Raw genomic sequence first — 17,885 nt, forward strand, 5'->3', positions numbered from 1 at the left:
GGCACGTGCCCGCGGCGTACCGGTTCGGGGAAGAGGGCAGGTGGCGCAGGGGTGGGGAACAATGCGGGATCATTGGGTAGTACCGGACCGCGAACGAGAAGGAGAGCAGGCGTTGAAGGCGCTGCGTGTCCTCAATAACAACGTGGTCCTCGCACGCGACGACAAGGGCCAGGAGGTCATCCTCACCGGGCGCGGCATCGGGTTCAGCTCCCGTCAGGGCAAGCCCGTCGATCCCGCGCTGATCGTGCGCGTCTTCGTCCCGGCGGACGGCCGTGACCCCGACCACCTGAGCGAGGTCCTCGCCCTCATCGACGAGGAGATCCTGCGGGCCGTCGTGATCGCCCTCGACGAAGCCGGCATCGAGGGGCGCGAGTCCACCCGGCCGACCCTCGCCATCGCCGTGGCCGACCACGTCGTCGGCGCTCTCGACCGGGCCGCCCGGGGCATCGTCATCGAGTACCCGCTGCGCGCGGAGGTCCAGGCCCTGTACGCCGCCGAGTACGCCCAGGCGCAGCGCCTGCTCGATGCCATCAACGAGCGCGTCGACCCGCGGCTGGAGGACTCGGAGGCCATCGCACTCGCGTTGCACCTGGTCAACGCCGGTTTCGCCACGGGCGACCTGTCCTTCACGTACACGATGACCGGGGTCATCCAGCAGATGCTGGCCGTCGTGAGGGAGCGGTACGGGCTGTCCGTCTCCCAGGAGTCCATGAGCGCGGCACGGTTCATCACCCACGTGCGCTACCTCTTCGTACGCATCCAGCAGCACCGGCAGCTGAAGGGCCACGAGTCCACGATCGGCGACGGCATCCGCCGGCACTACCCGGAGGCGACGCGCACCGCGCAGCAGCTGGCGACGATCGTCGAGCTGCGTCTGGGGCAGCACCTGAGCGAGGACGAGGTCTCCTACCTGGCGCTCCACGTGGCCCGTATGACCACGGAGCCGGACGGCGCCGCCGTGTAGGACCGGCGTGACCGCACCACGCGCGCGGTTCGGGTACCGCGACCATGCCCCTGCCGGGAGTTCGGCAGGGGCATGGTCGCTGTGGAGGGAGCCGCGGAGGGCCGGCGGCTACCGTTCGCCGTCGCTCGGACGGCTCGGCCTCACTTCAGGTGCCGGGTGAAGAACCGGGCCACGGCGTCCCCCGCGAACTGCGGGACGCCGGTGTGTCCACCCATGTTGGCGTGCAAGGACTTCTCCTCGGAGCCGAAGGCGTCGAACAGGTCCAGGGCCGCCTGCCGGTCGTTCCCCTCGTCGTCCCACTGCAGCAGGACGTGCAGCGGAACGGTGACCTGCCGGGCCTCCTCGAACATGGCGCGAGGCACGAGGCTTCCGGCGAAGAGACCGGCGGCCACGATGCGCGGCTCGACCACCGCCAACCGGATGCCGATGGAGATCACTCCTCCCGAGTACCCGACGGGGCCGCCGATCTCGGGCAGCGACAGGAGGGCGTCCAGGGCGGCCCGCCATTCCGGGACCGCCTCGTCGACCAGGGGGAGGACGAGGGCGTCGACGATCTCGTCGCCGACCGGCTCGCCGGCTTCCATCGCCCGGCGCAGGTCGGCGCGGGCCCGCTCGATGGCGGGCCGGCGGGGCCGGTCGCCGCTTCCGGGAAGCTCGATGGTGGCGGTGGCGAAGCCGTCCGCCGCGGAACGCCGGGCCCGGTCCACCAGCCGGGGGTACATCCTGCGCAGCCCCAGGGGAGGGTGGCCGAGCAGGATCAGCGGCGCCGGGGTGGAGGGGGACGCGGCCGCCGACGCGGGTGTCCACAGGATGCCGGGGATCTCCCCGAGGGTGAACTCGCGTTCGAGGACGCCGTCGTCGAGGCGCTGCGTGGAAGTGAAATGCATGGTCGTGCCTTTCGGGAGTGCACTGGAACGGCGCTCCCGGACGACCTGTCTACCGTCCGACCGTGACCCCGGAGGGGAGCACCCATGTCGATACTGCGTTCACGGGTACCACCTCCTCGATCTTTCACACGGCCTCCGGGACCGTAACAGCGGCCGCCCCCGTCCGACAACGTGTTTTCGCCCGGGGGAGTTCACACGGCGAACATCTCCCGTTCCAATAACATGTGAAATATCACATACCATAAGACCTGACCGGGAATCCCCGGACGGTGCTCCATCACGAGGAGAACGAACCACGATGAACCGCTTAGCCCTGCTCGCAGCCAGTGCCCTGGGTCTGCTCGTCTGCACGATCACCCCGGCCGTCGCAGCCCCGTCGGCCGACACGATCGAGACGGTCACCTCCTGCGGGAGCTCCGGCCTCCAGGCGGGTCTGGCCACACGGGTGTGCGCGGAGATCACCGGTACGTCCGTCACGTTCTACGGGAAGGTGGGACTGGCCGGCCCGCCCTCCCCGGGCAGCCCGCTGCCCGTGACCAAGGAGCTGCTCACCACCCTGACCGTGGAGGTCGTCGGGTCCGCCGCACCGCAGACCCAGGTCAAGCCGGTCCTCTTCACCGCCGCCACCGTCGAGGTACGGGCTCCCGCCGGCAGCGCTCCGTGCGGCTCGACCGTCCGTGGCACCTTCGGCGTGGCCTCGTACCCCCGCGCGGCCAGTCCCGTGGTCCACGAGATCACCCTCACCTGCTGAGACCTCCCGCGCGCACGACGCCGAAGCCCCGGGCCGCGGGCCCGGGGCTTCGGCCGGACCGGAGCCCGGTCGTCGCCGTCCTGCCGCCGGGTGCCCGGTCGCTTCCCCCCTGGCCCCGGCGGTGGGATGTTTACGGGCTGGAGCGGCCCGCAGTCGCAGCAGGGCCTCGGAGAGGGAGCGAAGTGGACACCTCGATACGCCGGCAACGCCACACGGGCGACGGCAGAACCGCCGGAACAGCGCGGAGGGCCGGCGTACCCGGCGCGGCACGGCGCCGCTGGGCCGCGGTGACCGCCGCGGTGGCCGTCATGACGGTACCGCTGACCCTCGGGGCGGCCGCGGACGCGGGTGCGGCGGGCGACCGCTCGATCGTCTTCGCCCGCTACACGGCGACGGCGCCCACGGAAGACCTGTACGCGATCTCCCCGGGCGGCGGCACCTCCGTCAAGCTCACCCACACCCCGACCGTCAGCGACGTGATGCCGAGTTGGTCCCCGGACGGCAAGCGCGTGGCCTTCCTCCGCTACGGATCAGGTGGAGCCATCGACGGCATATGGACGATGACGGCCGCGGGCGGCGACCTGAAGGCCGTCCCCGGCACCAAGGGCGCCTCCGATCCGGCGTGGTCCCCGGACGGCAAGCGGATCGCGTACGCCAAGCCGGTCGGTTCCCAGCGCGAGATCTACGTGGCGTCGGTCGCGGGCACGTCCGCCACCCGGCTCACCCACACCGCGGCGGACGACCTCCACCCGACGTGGTCCCCGGACGGGAAGTACCTGGCGTTCAACCGCGCGGACGCGAGCGGCCACAGCAGGGTGATGCGGATCCGGCTGTCCACCCTGACCGAGACCGCGGTCACGGGTGCGAGCTCCCACGACTGGACGCCCGACTGGTCGGCGGCCGGCCGGATCGCCTTCAGCCGTCGGGACTCCTCCGGCTTCGCGCGCCTCTACCTCGTCCGCCCCGACGGCACCGGAGTCCACCGCATCACCGCGGCCCGTTTCAACGACAAGAACCCGTCCTGGTCCCCGGACGGCAGCCGGCTGGTCTTCACCAGGGGCGGAGGGGACGACGCGGATCCCGAACACCTCTACCTGGTGAACTCGGACGGCACCGCACTCACCCGGCTGACCAAGACCGCCTCCCATGACCTGGAGGCCGACTGGCGTCCGTAAGGCACCCGCCGGGCCGTCCTCGCCGTCCGCGATCCGGAGGGCAAGGACGGCCGTCACGTGCGGGATCCGGTGGTGAACCGGCCTACTTGGACTGCGTGGAGACGCTCACCCCGCTGAAGTCCTGCGCGGCGGCGAGGCTGAAGTACACCCACCCGGAAGGCGGGTTGTCCACCGTCAGGGTCTCGGCGTTGCCGGCGTTGGTGGACTTCGCCAGGTAGCCGCTCGTGGTGGCCCAGCTGCCGCCGCCGTAGTACAGGTCGGCGTTGCCGGAGCCGCCGGCGCTGGTGATGGTCAGCTGCTTGACGCCGGCCGGCAGGTACACGAAGTGGTAGCTGTAGTTCCCGGTGTTGGCGGCGAGGTTGTCCCGGCGGCAGTTCCCGTCGAACTGGCGGGGGTCGCTGATGGTGCACAGCGGGGTGGACGGCGCCTCCGGCAGGGGACCGCAGTCACCGGTCGCGCAGGCGGTCGTCAGCCAGGTGGCGAAGCCGGCGTCGTAGCTGGTGCCGATGGTCTGCTTCAGGACGGCGCGAGCACCGTTCCAGTCACCGGCGCGGTACTTGCCCAGCACGGTCTGCACGTCGGCGGGGTGGGCCTGGAGCATGTAGCGGACCGCGAGCCAGCCCCAGCGGTAGACCCGGTTCGAGTTGACCTCGGGGTCCGCGTCCTGGCCGTAGACGGTGTCGAAGAGCTCGCTGAGCTTGTAGGTCCGCTTGCCGGCCTCGGCGATCGCGTCGGCGTTGCGCTCGCCCCGGTAGCCGTACGAGATGTTCTCGGCGATGCCCTCGACCCACCAGATGGTCGGCGTGGTCAGGCTGGCCTCGAAATCGCCGGCCATGTTGTAGCGGCCGTCGAGGTAGTGGGTGTACTCGTGGTTGAGGTTCCAGATCTGGAACTCCGGGCGTAGCCAGTGCGCCTCGTGGGCGATGAAGCGGGCCTGGTTGCCGGCGACGGCCGGGTTGCCCTCCTCGTACATCCCTCCGTTGTCGACGTCGATGTCGTAGATGGCCCAGGCGTACAGCGAGTAGTTGGTGTAGTCGTCGAAGACGACGACCTCGAGGCTGGTGTTCACGTCGCCGGGGATCGCGCCCTTGTCGCCGATGACCCGGTGGAAGTAGGCGTCCTGGTTGACCAGGCTGGTGCAAGTGCCCTCGAGCTGCCCGGGGGACATGTCCTGGGCGCGGATCTTCAGGCCCGGGGTGCACGTGTGCTGGATCGGCAGGATGGCCGGGAGCACGCGTGCGCCCAGGTCGCAGATGGCGTAGGTCGCGCAGTTGTTCCTGTCGTACTGGCGCGTGTACCAGCCCAGGTTCATGGTGATCGGCGCGGTGGGGCCGACGTTCGGGTAGCGGTTGATCAGGTCCTTCAGCAGCGGACGGACCCGCTCCTTGAGCTCGGGGACGTCCAGGGCGTATCCGAGGAAGCGGCCGACGTTGCTGACCACGTCCAGGCGGTTGAGCTGCGCGCTGTTGCGCGTGATGAATCCGGCCCAGGTGTTCAGGATGGCGGGGTCGGCCTTGAGGGCGGCCCGCCAGCCGCGGTCGTCGTTCTTCGCCTTGAAGCCGTTCTCGACGACCCACTCGACGTGCTGCATCGCCAGGTTCATCTGGCCGGGCCACGTGCCGTCGTAGCTGCCGAGCATCCACTTGACGACGCCGGCGTAGCGGCCGGCCTCGTGGGTGCTGTCGATCAGGGTGACGACCTCGTTGAAGATCTCACCGTTGGCGTCCGTGACGTCCTTGCTGCGCGGGGAGGCGAAGAAGGCGTCCAGCGCGCCGCGCGCGGCACCGTCGAGCGCCGTGCCGTAGGGGCCGACGACGTCCCCGTTGTTGTCCTGCACGTAGTAGCCGGCCCGCAGGAACAGCACCAGCTGCCCGACGGCCGCGCTGTTGCTGCCCGAGTAGGTGGCGGAGGCGTCGCGCAGCGCGTTGGCGACGGTCACCATCTGGGCTTCGTTGAAGGCTCTGCGGGCGTTCTCTCCGGTGAGGCTGAACAGCGGGTACGTACAGGAGATCCGGGGGAGCGCCTTGAGTTGCTGGACCAGGGCGCCGCCGGTCGCGTTGATCACGCCGGAGAGGTCGCCGCACTCGTCGCCGGCGGCGGCCGAGGACTGCGCGCGGTCCTTGCCGGACTTGGCCGGCTGTACGGGCTTCACGGTCGGGGCGGCGGCGGCGGACTCCTCGGTGCTGTCCTGCGAGGAGATCCGGAACCGGGCGCCGTTGCTCATCGCGTCGGGCGACTTGGGGACCGGGATCGACCGGGGTGCCTGGGCCGTGGCTTTACGTGCGTGCGCGGCGGCCGGGGTCGTGGCGCCGGCGGAGGCGGCCTGGCTCTGCGGCGCGAGCAGGCCGAGCGCAAGGAAGGCGGCTGCGCCCAGCGCGGGAAGTCTGCGCGTATTGGCCTTCGATATCCGGAAGGGATGCATCTGCGGGGGCCTCCGGGGCCGTTGTGGCCACGTGTGGGAAACACGGGCGTTTGATGTGTGACATGTAAAATTTCACATGTCGCACCGCACCGGAAGTCTTTTGGCCAGATTGGCACCTGGCGCGATGAGAACGTTGCCGGCCGCCGACCACCCTGACGTTCCGACAGCTCCGTGCAGGCGGTGTTCTGCCTGGTGAGCGGGGGTGGCCGTGCGGGGCCCGTCCCGAGCTGACCGTAAAGTGTGACGCCCGTGTGGACGTCCACATCGGAAACATCGCTCCGGGGGGAACGAAATGCTCAACTCCGCGCGTCCGCGCGTCGGGTCCAGATCCGCGAGACGGATGCTGGTCCCCGCTCTACTGGCGGCCCTGTTGGTGCCCGTCGTACCGGCCGGGAACGCGCTCGCCGCGACGCCGCCGGTCACCGCACCCACGATCACGGCACCCGCACCTGCGCCCGTGGCAGTGCCCGCACCCGCACCCGTGCCAGTGCCCGCACCCGTGCCGAAGGCCGAACCGGCCCGGCCCGCGGCGAGCCCCGCCCGCGCGGACAAGGCGGCGGAGAAGGCGCCGGCCCCGGCAGTCGCGGCCGCCGGACCCTGCGCGCCGCTCGCGCTCGCGCCCCTCGGTGATCCGGGCGGCGCGGTGTCGGCAGCGCCACCATCGAGCCCCAGGGCACAGCCTGCTTCGAGGTCGTCGTGAAGAAGCCGGGCCTGCACCGGCTCCTCGTCTCGGACCAGTACGCCTACGCTTCGCTCACCTCCGGTGGGAGCCAGGCCGAGTGCGGGGACGGCTCCTGGTGCGAGCTCGCGGCCGGAACGTACACGCTCTCGGTCTACAACAGCTTCTGGGAGCCCATCCAGAACCGGGTCTCCCTCGTCCCGCTGATGGCCGGCCCCGGGTGCCCGGCCGTCGTAGGCACCGGCTACGACTCCGCCCCGACCACGGGGCTCGCCGTGGACCGCCTGGGCATCGTCTGCCACGCGTTCACCGCCGCTCCCGGCGACCGGATCACCGCCGACTTCCAGCTGACCGAGTACGGAGACTTCTGGCACTGGATCACCGACGGCACCGGCAAGCGCCTCTGTGACGGTTCCGACTGCGTCCTGCCCGCAGGGGAGGGCGGCTACCGCGTCCTCGCCGAGGTCCGCAACCCCACCGGCGGCTTCCCGGCCGCGTACGGCCTGAAGGTCCGGCGCCTGTCGAACCCCGCGGGCTGTGTGCCCGTCACCATGACGGCCTACGGCTCCGCTCCCGCCCCGGCCGCTCCGCAGGCCGGGTGCAGGACGTTCACCCCGACCGCGACCGGCCGTTACGACGCCCACGGCGTCGATGCCGAGGGCGGCGTCTCCGGCATCGCGGTGTACGCGGCGGACGGATCCACCGTCTGCGCGAACGGGCAGGACTGCTCGCTCGTCGCCGGCACCCCGTACACCCTGCTCACGGACAGGGCCGTGCGCATCCTGTCCCGCACCGCCACGGCGGGCTGCGAGAACGTGATCACGCTCGCGCGCGACCACAAGGGCACGTTCGCCGTCCCGGGCGAGGTCCACTGCCTGAACCTGCCGGTGCCCCAGGGCGCCCACGTCGCCGTCCTGTCCGACGGTGCCGCGTCGATCACCGTCGTAGACGCCAAGGGGACCGCCTTCTGCGCGGACCAGCTGACGGACGGCACCTGCGTCCTGGGCGGCACGGCCCCGTACCGCGCCCTGGTCACCAAGGCGGACCCGTCCGACGAGGGTGACGTCTACCGGCTGGTCGTCCACCGCACGGACGCGCCGAGCGCCTGCCGCACCTTCCTGCCCGGCGACTTCACGGGCAAGCCGGTCCGGATGAGCGTGAAGAGCAGCACGGAGGTCTTCGCCGACTGCCTGTCCATCGCGGCCGGCGACCACTCCGCGCGCGAGATCTTCCAGATCCAGCGGATCTCGGGCGACTCGCACGCGACGGTCTACGTCCTGGACGAGAAGGGCAAGCCGGTCTGCTCCGTCAGTACGGCCTACGGCTCCTTCGCCACCTGCGCCCTGACGGGCAACGCCGCGCACACCGTCCTCGTCCGGGGCCGGAACGCGCCCGCCGAGTTCGCCCTGACCCGCCTCGACGTCACCTCCACCGCGCGCGGCTGCGTCCCGACCGCGGCCGTAGCGGTGGGCGGCCCGTCCACCGGCGGCGTACCGGCCAAGCCCGGCACCTTCCTGTGCCATCAGGTGACCACGGCCGCCGCCGGGGACACCCTGCACCTGAACGCCCGTGACGCGCAGGGCTCCGCCCGGCTCCTGGCGTACCGGGCGAACGGCGACGTGGTCTGCGACTACTTCGCCGCGGGTTGCGCCGTCACCGGCTCCACCCGCTACCAGGTCCTCATCCAGGTTCCGGAGGGCAAGACCGCGGCACCCGCCTACCGGCTGGACGCACTGCGCATCGGCACGGCGGCCGGGCCCGCCCCGGAGTGCGTCAAGGTCCCGAACGTCAGCTACGGGTTCGGGCCGTTGACCGACACCCTCAGCGAGCGGAAGACGGCGATCTGCGCCGTGCTCCCGACCGCGACGGGCGACCGCTTCGACCTGCGGTTCACGCCCGCCGGGACCTTCGAGCAGTCGCCGACACCCTGGCTGTACGACCAGGCCGGTCTGGCGAACGGCTGTTCGGGGTGGTATTCCAGCGAGGGTCAGACCTACACCTGTTCCCTGCCGAACGCCTCCCCGAAGACCTCCCGGCCGAGCGTGTTCGTGATCGGCCTTCCGGAGAAGCCCGCACAGGCCACCACCGCGGTACGGGCCGAGGCGACGTGTGACGCCCTCCTGTGCGGTCCCGACGAGCGGACCGTCGGCACGGTGGGCCCGTCCACGGTAGGCCGGGGCAAGATCACCATGACCGTCACGGGCAGCGCCCTGCGCGAGGACGGCGTGGTCGAGTTGACCAACGGCGGCTTCAAGGCCCGCTCGACGAAGACCTTCGTAGCTCCCGACCGGCGCCGCATGACGGTCTCCCTGGACCTCACGAACGCCCCGCTCGGCCCGCTGTCCGTGAGCGTGTTCGCGCACGGCATGCAGTACGGCATGGGCTCGGTCACCGTCGTCGCCCCGATCCGTTCCACCGCCGCACCCACCGTCGGCGGTACCGCGGTCGTCGGCGGCAAGGTCACGGCCACGACCGGTTCCTGGTCGCCGGTCGCCGACTCCCACACCTACCAGTGGCAGGCGGACGGGAAGACGATCACCGGGGCCACCTCCGCCTCGTACACCCTGCCCTCCACCCTCCAGGGCAAGCAGCTCACCGTGGTCGTGACGGCCCGCAAGGCCGGACACCCGACGGTGAAGGCCACCAGCGCCGCCGTGCTCGTCAAGGGCGTCGCACCCAAGGCGACGACGGCCCCGACCCTCACGGGAACGGCCAAGGTCGGGCGCGTCCTGACCCTGAGCCGCGGGACCTGGACTCCGACGCCGACCTCGTACACCTACAAGTGGTACGCGGACGGCAAGCTCATCACCGGCGCGACCAAGTCCACCTTCACCCTGACCAGCGCACAGCGCGGCAAGCGCATCACCGTGAAGGTAACGGCCACCCGAACCGGCCACCTGACCGGCACCGCGACCACCCGCGCGACGGCAACGGTCGCCGCCTGACCCACCCGCACGAAGCAAAGCCCCTGGGGCGGCCGCCCGGCCGCCCCGGGGGCTTTTCCGGTGTTGCCATCCGCATCGCTCCGTTCCTCGCCACGGTCTGGCCGCTCTTCGCCCGGCGACAGCGGACCTTCCGTCACCGGTGCCGCCGTCGCGGTGGGTGCCGCGGGCCTCATCACGGCGGGTGCGTGCGTGATGTTCGGCAACGTCCACGCGGGCCCGGCGGGTTATTCCGTCGAGTTCGCCGGGGCGCGAACGACATCACGGGGGGAGAGAGACGGCCTGAGCGCAGCGACGAGCGTCAGCAGCGGCCCCTCGGGAACCCCGGGCCGGACCCGGCTGACGATCACGTACCACACCAGCCTTTTCGGTGACGAGCGCAGGGAGCTGCGCGAGTACCCGGAGAGCCTCCCCGACGCGGGCCCGTCGAGGACTGCGGCCGCGGCCCCTGCCGCTGAGCCCCGGCTCGTCGTCGGTGACGTAGGCCCTGGCGGAACGGCGGACGCCCTGACGCGGTTCACGTCCGGGGCAGGTGGAAGTCCAGCCAGTCGACGGGACCGTCGCCTTTCTCCCGGACCGCCATGCGACCGCAGGCCACGATGTGCCCGGTCGGGAGCCGGACCCGCCCCAGTACGTGCCCGAACTCCGTCAGCGATGAGACCGTGCACGTCACGGCATCCTGCTCCCCGGGCGCGCGCCGCATGTCGCCGTAACAGCCCCGGACGCCCGCCGCGGACCACACCGCCGTCAGGGCCCGCCGCAGCCGCACTTCGCCGGTGGGGCGCCGGGCCGCCGGGACCATGGGCGGCCCGCACTTCTATCTCCAACCCGCGTTGTTTCTAGAATGGCGGGGTGGAGGACATCGATGTGATCGCGGCGTTGCAGGACCCCGTCCGGCGCCGCCTGTACGAGTACGTGGTGGCGCAGGACCGCGAGGTGGGCCGCAACGAGGCCGCGGAGGCGGCCGGGGTGACGAGGACGCTGGCCGCGCACCATCTGGACAAGCTGACCGAGGTCGGCCTCCTGGATAGCGGCAGCCGGCGCCTCACGGGTCGCTCGGGCCCGGGCGCCGGCCGTCCGGCCAAGGTGTACACGCGGACGCGGGCGGAGTGGGGGGTGTCGTTGCCCGCCCGGGACTACCGCACCGCCGCCGAACTGCTCGCCGAGGCCGCCGAGGAGGCGGGTCTCGACGCCGGCCTCTGCGCCGCCGCGCGCCGCCGGGGAGAGGAACTGCGCGGCTCGGCGGCGCCCTGCGGGGGCCTCGAAGAGGCCGTGGAGATGCTGACCGCCCGTGGCTACGAACCTCATCTGGAGGCTGCTCAGGGGCCGGGCGGCGCCACCGGCGCCACCGGTGCCGGCGATCCGGCCGACCGGATCATCCGCATGCGCAACTGCCCCTTCCATGCCGTCGCCGAACGATTCCCGCCGCTGGTCTGCGGCATGAACCTCGCCTTGATGGAGGGGATGCTCGGCGCGGACGGTCCCGTCCGCGCCCGTATGGACGCCCGCCCCGGGCAATGCTGTGTGGTGCTGGAAGTTTCTAAAAACAATGAACATTGACATAGAAAACCCGGACGTGTTGGGATGAGGCCATGACCGCATCCCAGCACCCGGCCGTGTCCCCTCTCCCGCAGGCTCACCGTCTCGCCCAACTCAACGTCTCCACGCTCCTCCACCCCCTCGACGACCCGCGCCTGGCGCCGTTCGTCGAGATGCTCGACTCGGTCAACGCCGCTGCCGACGGTGCGCCCGGCTTCGTGTGGAGGCTGGTGGGGGAGGGGGACGCCGACGCCACCGCCCTGCGCCCCGCCGGGGAGGACGTCATCGTCAACCTGACGGTGTGGGAGTCCCAGGAAGCCCTGTGGGACTTCGCCTACCGCAGCGGGCACCTGGAAGCGATGCGCCGGCGCCGCGAATGGTTCGAGCGGCACGTGGAGGCGCACCTGGTCCTCTGGTGGATCCCCGCCGGACACATCCCGACCGTCGAGGAGGCCCTGGAGCGGCTCTCGGACCTGCGGACCCACGGGCCGTCCCCGCGCGCCTTCACCTTCGCCTCCTCCTACGACGCCCCCGCGGCGGCCGCCCAAGCTCCGGCCCCGGCCGGGCAGGCGGGCGGGTCGCGGTGACACACCGGTCAGCCGCGGGCTGACGCCGAGCGGCTCGGCCCCACGAGGGGACGCTCGACGGTGCGCACCCCGGCGCACGAAAGGCCACCTCCTCCCGGAGGCGGGAACGTCCACCGGCCTGCGGCGGGCGGCCCTCACCGGACCCCGTCGGCGAGGGCGTTCACGGCGATCCGCCCGTGCCGGACCAGCGTCGGGCCGACCTGCACGATCGTGGTGTCCGCGGTGAGCGGGGCCTCGTGTCCGTCGCCGTCCAGGACGCGCCGGGCCATCCCCGGCCGGGCTCCGGGCCGCGCACGCGCGACCAGCCATGCGGCGCTCTCCCTGATCGACCGGAGGCCGGAGCCGCCCGCGGGGGCTTGGCCCCGCAGCGCGTCGGCTACGAGAACCCCGGGACGTTGCGCGCGCTTCCGCGCCGACGGTGAGGCCGCCGCCCCTCGACCCATCGCCCTCGGGGGCAACCACCTGGTGCGTGTACACACAGCCGACAAGAGACCGTCACACAGGAACGGAATCGGCAGCCGCCCGAAGGCCGTTGACGCTTGCATGACTGTCGGAGTAACTCTTCACGCGACCGGCCCCGGGAACCAGATCGACGCCACGGTGCGTCTCGCCGAACAGGCCGCGCGGGCGGGCCTGCGCTCGGCCTGGTTCGGGCAGACCTTCGGGGCCGACTCCCCGCAGCTCGCCGCCATCGTCGGGCGGGAGGTACCGGGACTGCAGGTCGGCACGTCCGCCATTCCCGTCTTCGGCCGCCACCCGCTGATCGTCTCCAGCCAGGCCCAGACGGCCCAGGCGGCCACGCACGGCCGCTACCACCTGGGACTCGCCCTCGGTACGAAGCTGCTGACCGAAGCCGGCTTCGGCCTCCCCTTCGAACGTCCCGTCGCCCGCCTGCGGGAATTCCTCACGGCCCTGCGCCAACTCACCGAGACCGGCACCGCGGACTTCCACGGCGAACTGCTCACCGCCACCACGCCGATTCCGGGGCGCGTACCGGGAGCCGATCCCCCGGTGCCGCTCCTCGTTGCCGCGATGGGCCCCCAGGCCCTCCGCGTCACCGGCGAGCTGGCCGACGGCGTACTGCCCTACCTCGCCGGGCCGCGCGCCCTGGCCGAGCACATCGTCCCGGCCGTCACCGCGGCGGCCGAGGCCGCGGGACGGCCCGCACCCCGCATCGTGGCCCTCGTCCACGGCGTGGTCACCGACGACGTGGAGTCCGTGCGCGAGAAGGCGACCGAACAGCTCGCCTTCTACGAACAGATCCCCTCCTACGCCAGGATCGTCGAACTCTCCGGCGGCCGACGGGCGTCCGATGTGGCCGTCATCGGTGACGAGAAGACGGTGGCCGCCGAGGTCCGGCGCTACCGCGACGCCGGGGCGACGGAAGTGGTGTTCTCGGGAACCGACCTCGCCGGCGATGCCGACCGGCTGCGCACCTGGGCCCTCCTGGGGGACCTCGCGAACTGACCTTCCCCAGGGCGGACCGACCACGAAGTTACCGCGGGGTAGTCTCAGGTGAGCCGGAGCGGTAGCATCCGGTCCTGTGAAGGGGGAACCATGCCTCGTACGCTGACGGTGTCCGACAGCATCGTCGTCCGTGCCCGTCCCGCCGAGGTCTACCGGCGCGTGTCCGATCCCGCACGGATGGGGGAGTGGAGCCCGGAGAACCTCGGTGCCAACGTGCACGGCGGCAGCCGCGAACCCGGCGTCGGGATGGTCTTCGACGGCCGCAACAAACGCGGCGCCTTCCGCTGGACCACCCGGTGCACCGTGACGGCGCTCGAGCAGGACAGGCTCTTCCGGTTCCGGGTGCATGCCATCGGTGTCAGGCGGCCGCGGCTGTCGGGTCCCATCGCCACCTGGGAGTACCGCTTCGAGGCCGTACCGGAGGGGACCCTGGTCACCGAGACGTGGACCGACGACCGCCGGTCGTGGCCGGACTTCGTGGCGAACGCCTTCGACCGGGTCGCGACGCGCGGAAGCGTCTTCGCGGACTTCCAGCGCCGCAATATCGCCACGACCCTGCGCAACCTCAAGAAGGCCCTGGAAACCGGCTGAGCCGCCGGCGCCGGATCAGACCAGGCCCGCTTCGATGGCCCGCCGGACGGCGGCCGCCCGGTCCGGGATGGCGGCCTTGGCGAACAGGTTGTTGATGTGGGTCTTCACGGTGGCCTCGCTGATGAAGAGCTTCTCGGCGATCGCCCGGTTGGGCAGGCCCTGGCCGATCAGCGCGAGGACCTCGCGTTCGCGGCGCGTGAGGTCCTCGGGCAGGGCGGATCCGGGCACGGGGCCACTCGTGCCATTCGTGGCCGTCGCGCTCGTGCCCGTGGCCGTGTTCCTGACGGTGGCGAGCAGTCGGTCCTGTACCTCGCGGTCGAGTACGGACTGACCCGCGGCGGCGGCCCGGATGGCGCGGGTGATGTCCTTGCGTCCCGCGTTCTTCGTCAGGTACCCGCGGGCCCCCGCGCCCAGCGCGCCCAGGATCGAGTCGTCGTCGGCGAAGGTGGTGAGCACGACCACCGCCACCTGCGGGTACTGCTCGGACAGTCGGCGGGTCGTCTCGATCCCGTCCATGACGGGCATCCTCAGGTCCATCAGTACGACGTCCACCGGCCCGGCGGCCACGGCCGCCAGCACCTCCGTCCCGTCAGCGGCGGCCGCCACGACGTCGATGTCCTCGGCCAGGCCCAGTACCGCGGCGAGCGGCTCCCGGACGGCGGCCTGGTCGTCGGCGACGATCACCCTCAACCTGCGACGCTCCTCGGTCGGTTCGCTCATCCCGGGATCACTGCCTCCACGTGCCATCCGCCCCGGTCCGGCCCTTCGGTGACCGGGCCGGCGGTGACGGTTCCGTTCAGTAGGGCGACGCGTTCGCGCATGCCGATGAGGCCCATCCCGCTTCCGGGCCCCGCGTTCCCCGGGCGCGTGCCGGGGCCGTTGTGGATCCTCAGTGTCGTCGATGCGGCAGCGAACCCCAGGTCCACGCCGACGGCGCCCCCCGGCGCGTGCCGGGCCGCGTTGGTCAGCGCCTCCTGGGCGATCCGCAGGAGGTTCTGGGTCACTCGGGCGGGGAGCTCGCGCGTCGTACCGGTCACGGTGAGCCCGGCGTGGCGGCCCGCGGATGCGACCATCGCCGTCAAGCTCTCCACGAGCGGCAACGCGTCCTCACGCAGCGCGTGTACGGTCCACTGCGCTTGCTTCAGGCTCTCTTTGACCAGGGCGTGGGCCTTGGCATTGGCTTCCCGTACCTTCTCCAGGTCACCGGTGTCGATCAAGGCGTCGGTCAGTTCCAGCTGCATGTTGATCCCGGCCAGCGAGTGCGCCAGTACGTCGTGCACGTCCCTGGCGATCCGGCCGCGTTCGCTCAGCACGGCCGTCCGCGCCTCGGCCCGGGCGGCGCGTTCGGCGGACTCGGACGCCGCGATCGCGGCCCGCACCGCCTGGCGCTGGCTGCGGTTGAGGATGCCGATCAGGACCGGAGCGCCGGTGGCCAGGCCGAGGATCCACGGCAACTGCTGGTGCCCCGGCCCGAGATCGAAGTAGATGACGCCGGCGCAGAGCGCGCTGCAGAATCCCGCGAGCGTCAGGGCCCACCTGGTCTCCAGCCGGTGCCCGATGTGACCGGTCAGGAAGAACGCGAAGAGGTACCCCGTCCCGCTGCTGCTGACGCCGATCAGCGCGGCTGCGGCGACGACACCGCCGGTCAGCCACACGGGGGCGAACCGCCGGGTCGCCGCGTTCTCGGGCAGGCCCCGGGCCAGCAGGGCGGCCGCGTTGATCACGAAGAGAACGGCGACGGCCAGCCCCTGGCCGCTGAGGCCCATGGGCCGGATCGTCACGGCTCCGACGGCGACGACCGCCAGGGTCAGGGCCCACTGGACCCTGGGGTCCTGCCCGGGAACCGGACGCGCCCGCGCCTCCGGGGACGGTGCCGTTCCCGGAGGCGGAGGGGTCTTCGTCGGGGGCATGCGCCGAACATACTGCACGGTCACACCGTACGGTCGAGCACGGGCGCGGGGCGGGCCACCATGTGGCTGCGGCTCCTGATGAAGATCGTCGCCAGCCGTGTGACCACTTCGGTGAGGGCCATCAGTACGAACGCCGCGACCCAGGCCTTGTCGCTGGTGATCTGGTGCGCGGCGCTGAACCGGGCGACATCGGCGGCGCCGCCGTGTTCGACCCACAGCTGGAAGCCCATCCGCGCTCCCATGCCCACGACCCACAGGGCCGCCGCCACCGCACCGGCCTTGATCAGGACGTGCTCCCCGACGGTCCGGACCCGGGTGTAGACGCCGCCCGCGATGCCGAGCGCGGCGCCCACGGCGACCAGGACCGTGATCAGCACCAGGTCATTGCCGGCGGTGGGGATGGTGTCCAGGTAGGAGTAGGCCACGAAGGTCACGATCCCCAGCGGGATCAGGAAGGACTTGAGGTCGAGCCGGCCCTCCCGAAGCTGCCGGAAGACGATCAGGAGGAGGGCGATGTCGGTGATCCACTCGGTCGTTGTCATGCCCTCAAGCCTGCTGTGCGGCGGCTCTCGACGCCTGGACCCAAGGGTGGAGAGACGGGTGGAGATCGAGGGCTCCCGCCTCTCCACCGCGGCCGCCTCCCGGCCGCCCCTCCCGGCCGCCCTCGCACCGGCCTCGCACCGGCCTCCGATTTATCCAAGACGGTGCGGCCGGCGCCGACGCATGATGGAGGGTCCGGGCTCTGCCCGGATCGAGGGCGGGGCCGTGCCTCCCCCTCCCACAGCTGGACACCGTGTGCCGGGGGGCCTGCCGATGTACCGACCGCTCGCTCTGCTCTTGGCTTTCTACCTGTGCGTGGCGGGAGTCTGGGCCGTGGCCACCACTCCCTGGTCGGGCGGCGGCGGTCCGGCGCCGTCGGCAGCGGCGGCCCTGGTGCCGGCCGGGACACCGACCAGGCCGGGCGCCGTACCCTCCACCGAACCCTCCACCACGCCGTCTCCCGCTGCCCCCACCGTTCCGGCGGTTTGGACGCTGAGCACCCTGCGCAACTACCTGGTCGCCGAGGCCACCGTGAAGGACCCCGGCGTCGCACTCGCCGACCTGGAACGGATCACCGTCAAATCCCCCTATGTGGACGGCTTCTGCCACCCGATCGCCCACGATCTGGGACACACCGCGCTCGTGAAGTACCACGGGGACTTCACCAAGGCGATGAGCTTCCCCAACGACGTCTGCGGCTCCGGCTACTTGCACGGGATCGTGGAGGAGAAGCTGCAGGAGATGCCGAATCCGGCCACTGCCGTCACCACCCTGTGCGGCCCCGCGCAGACCCCGGCCTGCATCCACGGCATAGGCCACGGGACGATGTTCGTGTCGCACCTGGACGTCCCGGCCGCCGAGAGGATGTGTGACCGCTTCCCCAAGGACTACCAGGTGACGGCCTGCTCCGAGGGCATCTTCATGCAGCTGTTCGAGCCGGACGAGAGCGACCCCACTGCCCTGGCCAAGCTCCCGGACGACAAGCTGGCCGGCGAGCCCCAGTACCCGTGCGCCGAGCAGCCGGCGGATTACCAGAGCGCCTGCTACTTCTACGCGCCCATCTACTACTTGCAGACCCACGACTACACCGTGCACCCCGAGGCGTTCGTCCAGGGACTCGCCTGGTGCCTCAAGGCGCCGACCAACGACAGCCGTTCGGCCTGCTCGCGGGGCATGGGATCGAGGACGATGAAGTACAACATCGACCGCCCCGTGTGGGTGGGCGAGCAGTGCCAACGGGCCCCGGCGGCCTGGCAGCGGCAGGACTGCGCCGCGGGAATGGTCAGTTACTGGAACGTCAACTACGGGGACAGGACGGCGGCCAGGACCAGTCTCTGCCCGAAGCTGAGCGGCGAGGCCAACGCGAACTGCCGACGGTCCGCCCCCGGCAGCAGCTCCGCGGACTGACGCAACGGCCGGCCGCACGGCTCC

At 71.6% G+C, this 17,885-nt stretch carries 16 protein-coding genes; 9 read left to right on the plus strand and 7 right to left on the minus strand.

The genetic code is table 11. From position 1 onward, the window contains the following. Positions 1 to 112 precede the first annotated feature (112 nt). Positions 113 to 964: a PRD domain-containing protein gene (locus OG730_RS39985; protein WP_327308901.1), complete on the plus strand. Its 852-nt coding sequence runs from the start codon at positions 113 to 115 to the stop codon at positions 962 to 964. Between the two features lie 140 nt (positions 965 to 1,104). Here OG730_RS39985 and OG730_RS39990 read toward each other — a convergent pair whose 3' ends face one another. Further along, positions 1,105 to 1,851: a dienelactone hydrolase family protein gene (locus OG730_RS39990; RefSeq protein WP_327308902.1), complete on the minus strand. Its 747-nt coding sequence runs from the start codon at positions 1,849 to 1,851 to the stop codon at positions 1,105 to 1,107. A gap of 298 nt (positions 1,852 to 2,149) precedes the next feature. Between OG730_RS39990 and OG730_RS39995 the strand changes: the two genes are divergently transcribed. Together OG730_RS39995 and OG730_RS40000 are read left to right on the plus strand one after the other, a co-directional pair. Beyond that, complete coding sequence (locus tag OG730_RS39995) at positions 2,150 to 2,602, plus strand: hypothetical protein (protein ID WP_327308903.1); 453 nt, start codon at positions 2,150 to 2,152, stop codon at positions 2,600 to 2,602. Positions 2,603 to 2,910: 308 nt separating this feature from the next. Then, complete coding sequence (locus OG730_RS40000; protein WP_327308904.1) at positions 2,911 to 3,777, plus strand: TolB family protein; 867 nt, start codon at positions 2,911 to 2,913, stop codon at positions 3,775 to 3,777. An 82-nt stretch (positions 3,778 to 3,859) separates the two neighbouring features. On the opposite strand, the gene OG730_RS40005 is transcribed toward OG730_RS40000, so the two are convergent. Then, positions 3,860 to 6,199, minus strand: coding sequence for a M9 family metallopeptidase (locus OG730_RS40005; protein ID WP_327308905.1), 2,340 nt, complete (start codon positions 6,197 to 6,199; stop codon positions 3,860 to 3,862). A gap of 696 nt (positions 6,200 to 6,895) precedes the next feature. On the opposite strand from OG730_RS40005, the gene OG730_RS40010 reads away from it, so the two are divergent. After that, complete coding sequence (locus tag OG730_RS40010; RefSeq protein WP_327308906.1) at positions 6,896 to 9,823, plus strand: hypothetical protein; 2,928 nt, start codon at positions 6,896 to 6,898, stop codon at positions 9,821 to 9,823. 514 nt (positions 9,824 to 10,337) lie between these two features. Here OG730_RS40010 and OG730_RS40015 read toward each other — a convergent pair. Then, on the minus strand, positions 10,338 to 10,622 hold the full coding sequence (locus tag OG730_RS40015) for a hypothetical protein (RefSeq protein WP_327308907.1): 285 nt from the start codon (positions 10,620 to 10,622) through the stop codon (positions 10,338 to 10,340). A gap of 50 nt (positions 10,623 to 10,672) precedes the next feature. Here OG730_RS40015 and OG730_RS40020 point away from each other — a divergent pair, with 50 nt between their 5' ends. Together OG730_RS40020 and OG730_RS40025 are read left to right on the plus strand one after the other, a co-directional pair. After that, positions 10,673 to 11,380, plus strand: coding sequence for a helix-turn-helix transcriptional regulator (locus OG730_RS40020; protein WP_327308908.1), 708 nt, complete (start codon positions 10,673 to 10,675; stop codon positions 11,378 to 11,380). A 32-nt stretch (positions 11,381 to 11,412) separates the two neighbouring features. Further along, positions 11,413 to 11,946 carry a DUF3291 domain-containing protein gene (locus tag OG730_RS40025; protein ID WP_327308909.1) on the plus strand — a complete coding sequence of 178 codons (534 nt, stop codon included), beginning with the start codon at positions 11,413 to 11,415 and terminating at the stop codon, positions 11,944 to 11,946. A gap of 134 nt (positions 11,947 to 12,080) precedes the next feature. Here OG730_RS40025 and OG730_RS40030 read toward each other — a convergent pair whose 3' ends face one another. Further along, positions 12,081 to 12,215, minus strand: a complete 135-nt coding sequence (locus tag OG730_RS40030) for a hypothetical protein (protein ID WP_327308910.1) — start codon at positions 12,213 to 12,215, stop codon at positions 12,081 to 12,083. Positions 12,216 to 12,489: 274 nt separating this feature from the next. On the opposite strand from OG730_RS40030, the gene OG730_RS40035 reads away from it, so the two are divergent. After that, complete coding sequence (locus OG730_RS40035; protein WP_327308911.1) at positions 12,490 to 13,413, plus strand: LLM class F420-dependent oxidoreductase; 924 nt, start codon at positions 12,490 to 12,492, stop codon at positions 13,411 to 13,413. Positions 13,414 to 13,503: 90 nt separating this feature from the next. Beyond that, positions 13,504 to 14,004, plus strand: coding sequence for an SRPBCC family protein (locus OG730_RS40040; protein ID WP_327308912.1), 501 nt, complete (start codon positions 13,504 to 13,506; stop codon positions 14,002 to 14,004). 15 nt (positions 14,005 to 14,019) lie between these two features. Here OG730_RS40040 and OG730_RS40045 read toward each other — a convergent pair whose 3' ends face one another. The 3 genes from OG730_RS40045 to OG730_RS40055 are packed head-to-tail and all read right to left on the minus strand — an operon-like array spanning position 14,020 to position 16,456. Beyond that, positions 14,020 to 14,724 (minus strand): response regulator, encoded by a 705-nt coding sequence (locus OG730_RS40045; RefSeq protein WP_327308913.1) that lies wholly within the window; start codon positions 14,722 to 14,724, stop codon positions 14,020 to 14,022. After that, positions 14,721 to 15,914, minus strand: a complete 1,194-nt coding sequence (locus OG730_RS40050; protein ID WP_327308914.1) for a sensor histidine kinase — start codon at positions 15,912 to 15,914, stop codon at positions 14,721 to 14,723. Before OG730_RS40050 ends, OG730_RS40045 begins: the two co-directional genes overlap by 4 nt. A gap of 20 nt (positions 15,915 to 15,934) precedes the next feature. Then, positions 15,935 to 16,456: a hypothetical protein gene (locus OG730_RS40055; RefSeq protein ID WP_327308915.1), complete on the minus strand. Its 522-nt coding sequence runs from the start codon at positions 16,454 to 16,456 to the stop codon at positions 15,935 to 15,937. 271 nt (positions 16,457 to 16,727) lie between these two features. Between OG730_RS40055 and OG730_RS40060 the strand changes: the two genes are divergently transcribed. Then, positions 16,728 to 17,861 (plus strand): hypothetical protein, encoded by a 1,134-nt coding sequence (locus OG730_RS40060; protein WP_327308916.1) that lies wholly within the window; start codon positions 16,728 to 16,730, stop codon positions 17,859 to 17,861. The last annotated feature ends 24 nt before the right edge of the window (positions 17,862 to 17,885 follow it).

The organism is Streptomyces sp. NBC_01298 (assembly GCF_035978755.1).
GTDB lineage: Bacteria > Actinomycetota > Actinomycetes > Streptomycetales > Streptomycetaceae > Streptomyces.

Coding starts and splice junctions, on each gene's coding strand:
- OG730_RS39990 (WP_327308902.1), bottom strand. CDS start 1,851: ATGCATTTCACTTCCACGCAGCGCCTCGACGACGGCGTCCTCGAACGC.
- OG730_RS39995 (WP_327308903.1), top strand. CDS start 2,150: ATGAACCGCTTAGCCCTGCTCGCAGCCAGTGCCCTGGGTCTGCTCGTC.
- OG730_RS40000 (WP_327308904.1), top strand. CDS start 2,911: ATGACGGTACCGCTGACCCTCGGGGCGGCCGCGGACGCGGGTGCGGCG.
- OG730_RS40005 (WP_327308905.1), bottom strand. CDS start 6,199: ATGCATCCCTTCCGGATATCGAAGGCCAATACGCGCAGACTTCCCGCG.
- OG730_RS40015 (WP_327308907.1), bottom strand. CDS start 10,622: ATGGTCCCGGCGGCCCGGCGCCCCACCGGCGAAGTGCGGCTGCGGCGG.
- OG730_RS40025 (WP_327308909.1), top strand. CDS start 11,413: ATGACCGCATCCCAGCACCCGGCCGTGTCCCCTCTCCCGCAGGCTCAC.
- OG730_RS40030 (WP_327308910.1), bottom strand. CDS start 12,215: ATGGCCCGGCGCGTCCTGGACGGCGACGGACACGAGGCCCCGCTCACC.
- OG730_RS40035 (WP_327308911.1), top strand. CDS start 12,490: ATGACTGTCGGAGTAACTCTTCACGCGACCGGCCCCGGGAACCAGATC.
- OG730_RS40040 (WP_327308912.1), top strand. CDS start 13,504: ATGCCTCGTACGCTGACGGTGTCCGACAGCATCGTCGTCCGTGCCCGT.
- OG730_RS40045 (WP_327308913.1), bottom strand. CDS start 14,724: ATGAGCGAACCGACCGAGGAGCGTCGCAGGTTGAGGGTGATCGTCGCC.
- OG730_RS40050 (WP_327308914.1), bottom strand. CDS start 15,914: ATGCCCCCGACGAAGACCCCTCCGCCTCCGGGAACGGCACCGTCCCCG.
- OG730_RS40055 (WP_327308915.1), bottom strand. CDS start 16,456: ATGACAACGACCGAGTGGATCACCGACATCGCCCTCCTCCTGATCGTC.
- OG730_RS40060 (WP_327308916.1), top strand. CDS start 16,728: ATGTACCGACCGCTCGCTCTGCTCTTGGCTTTCTACCTGTGCGTGGCG.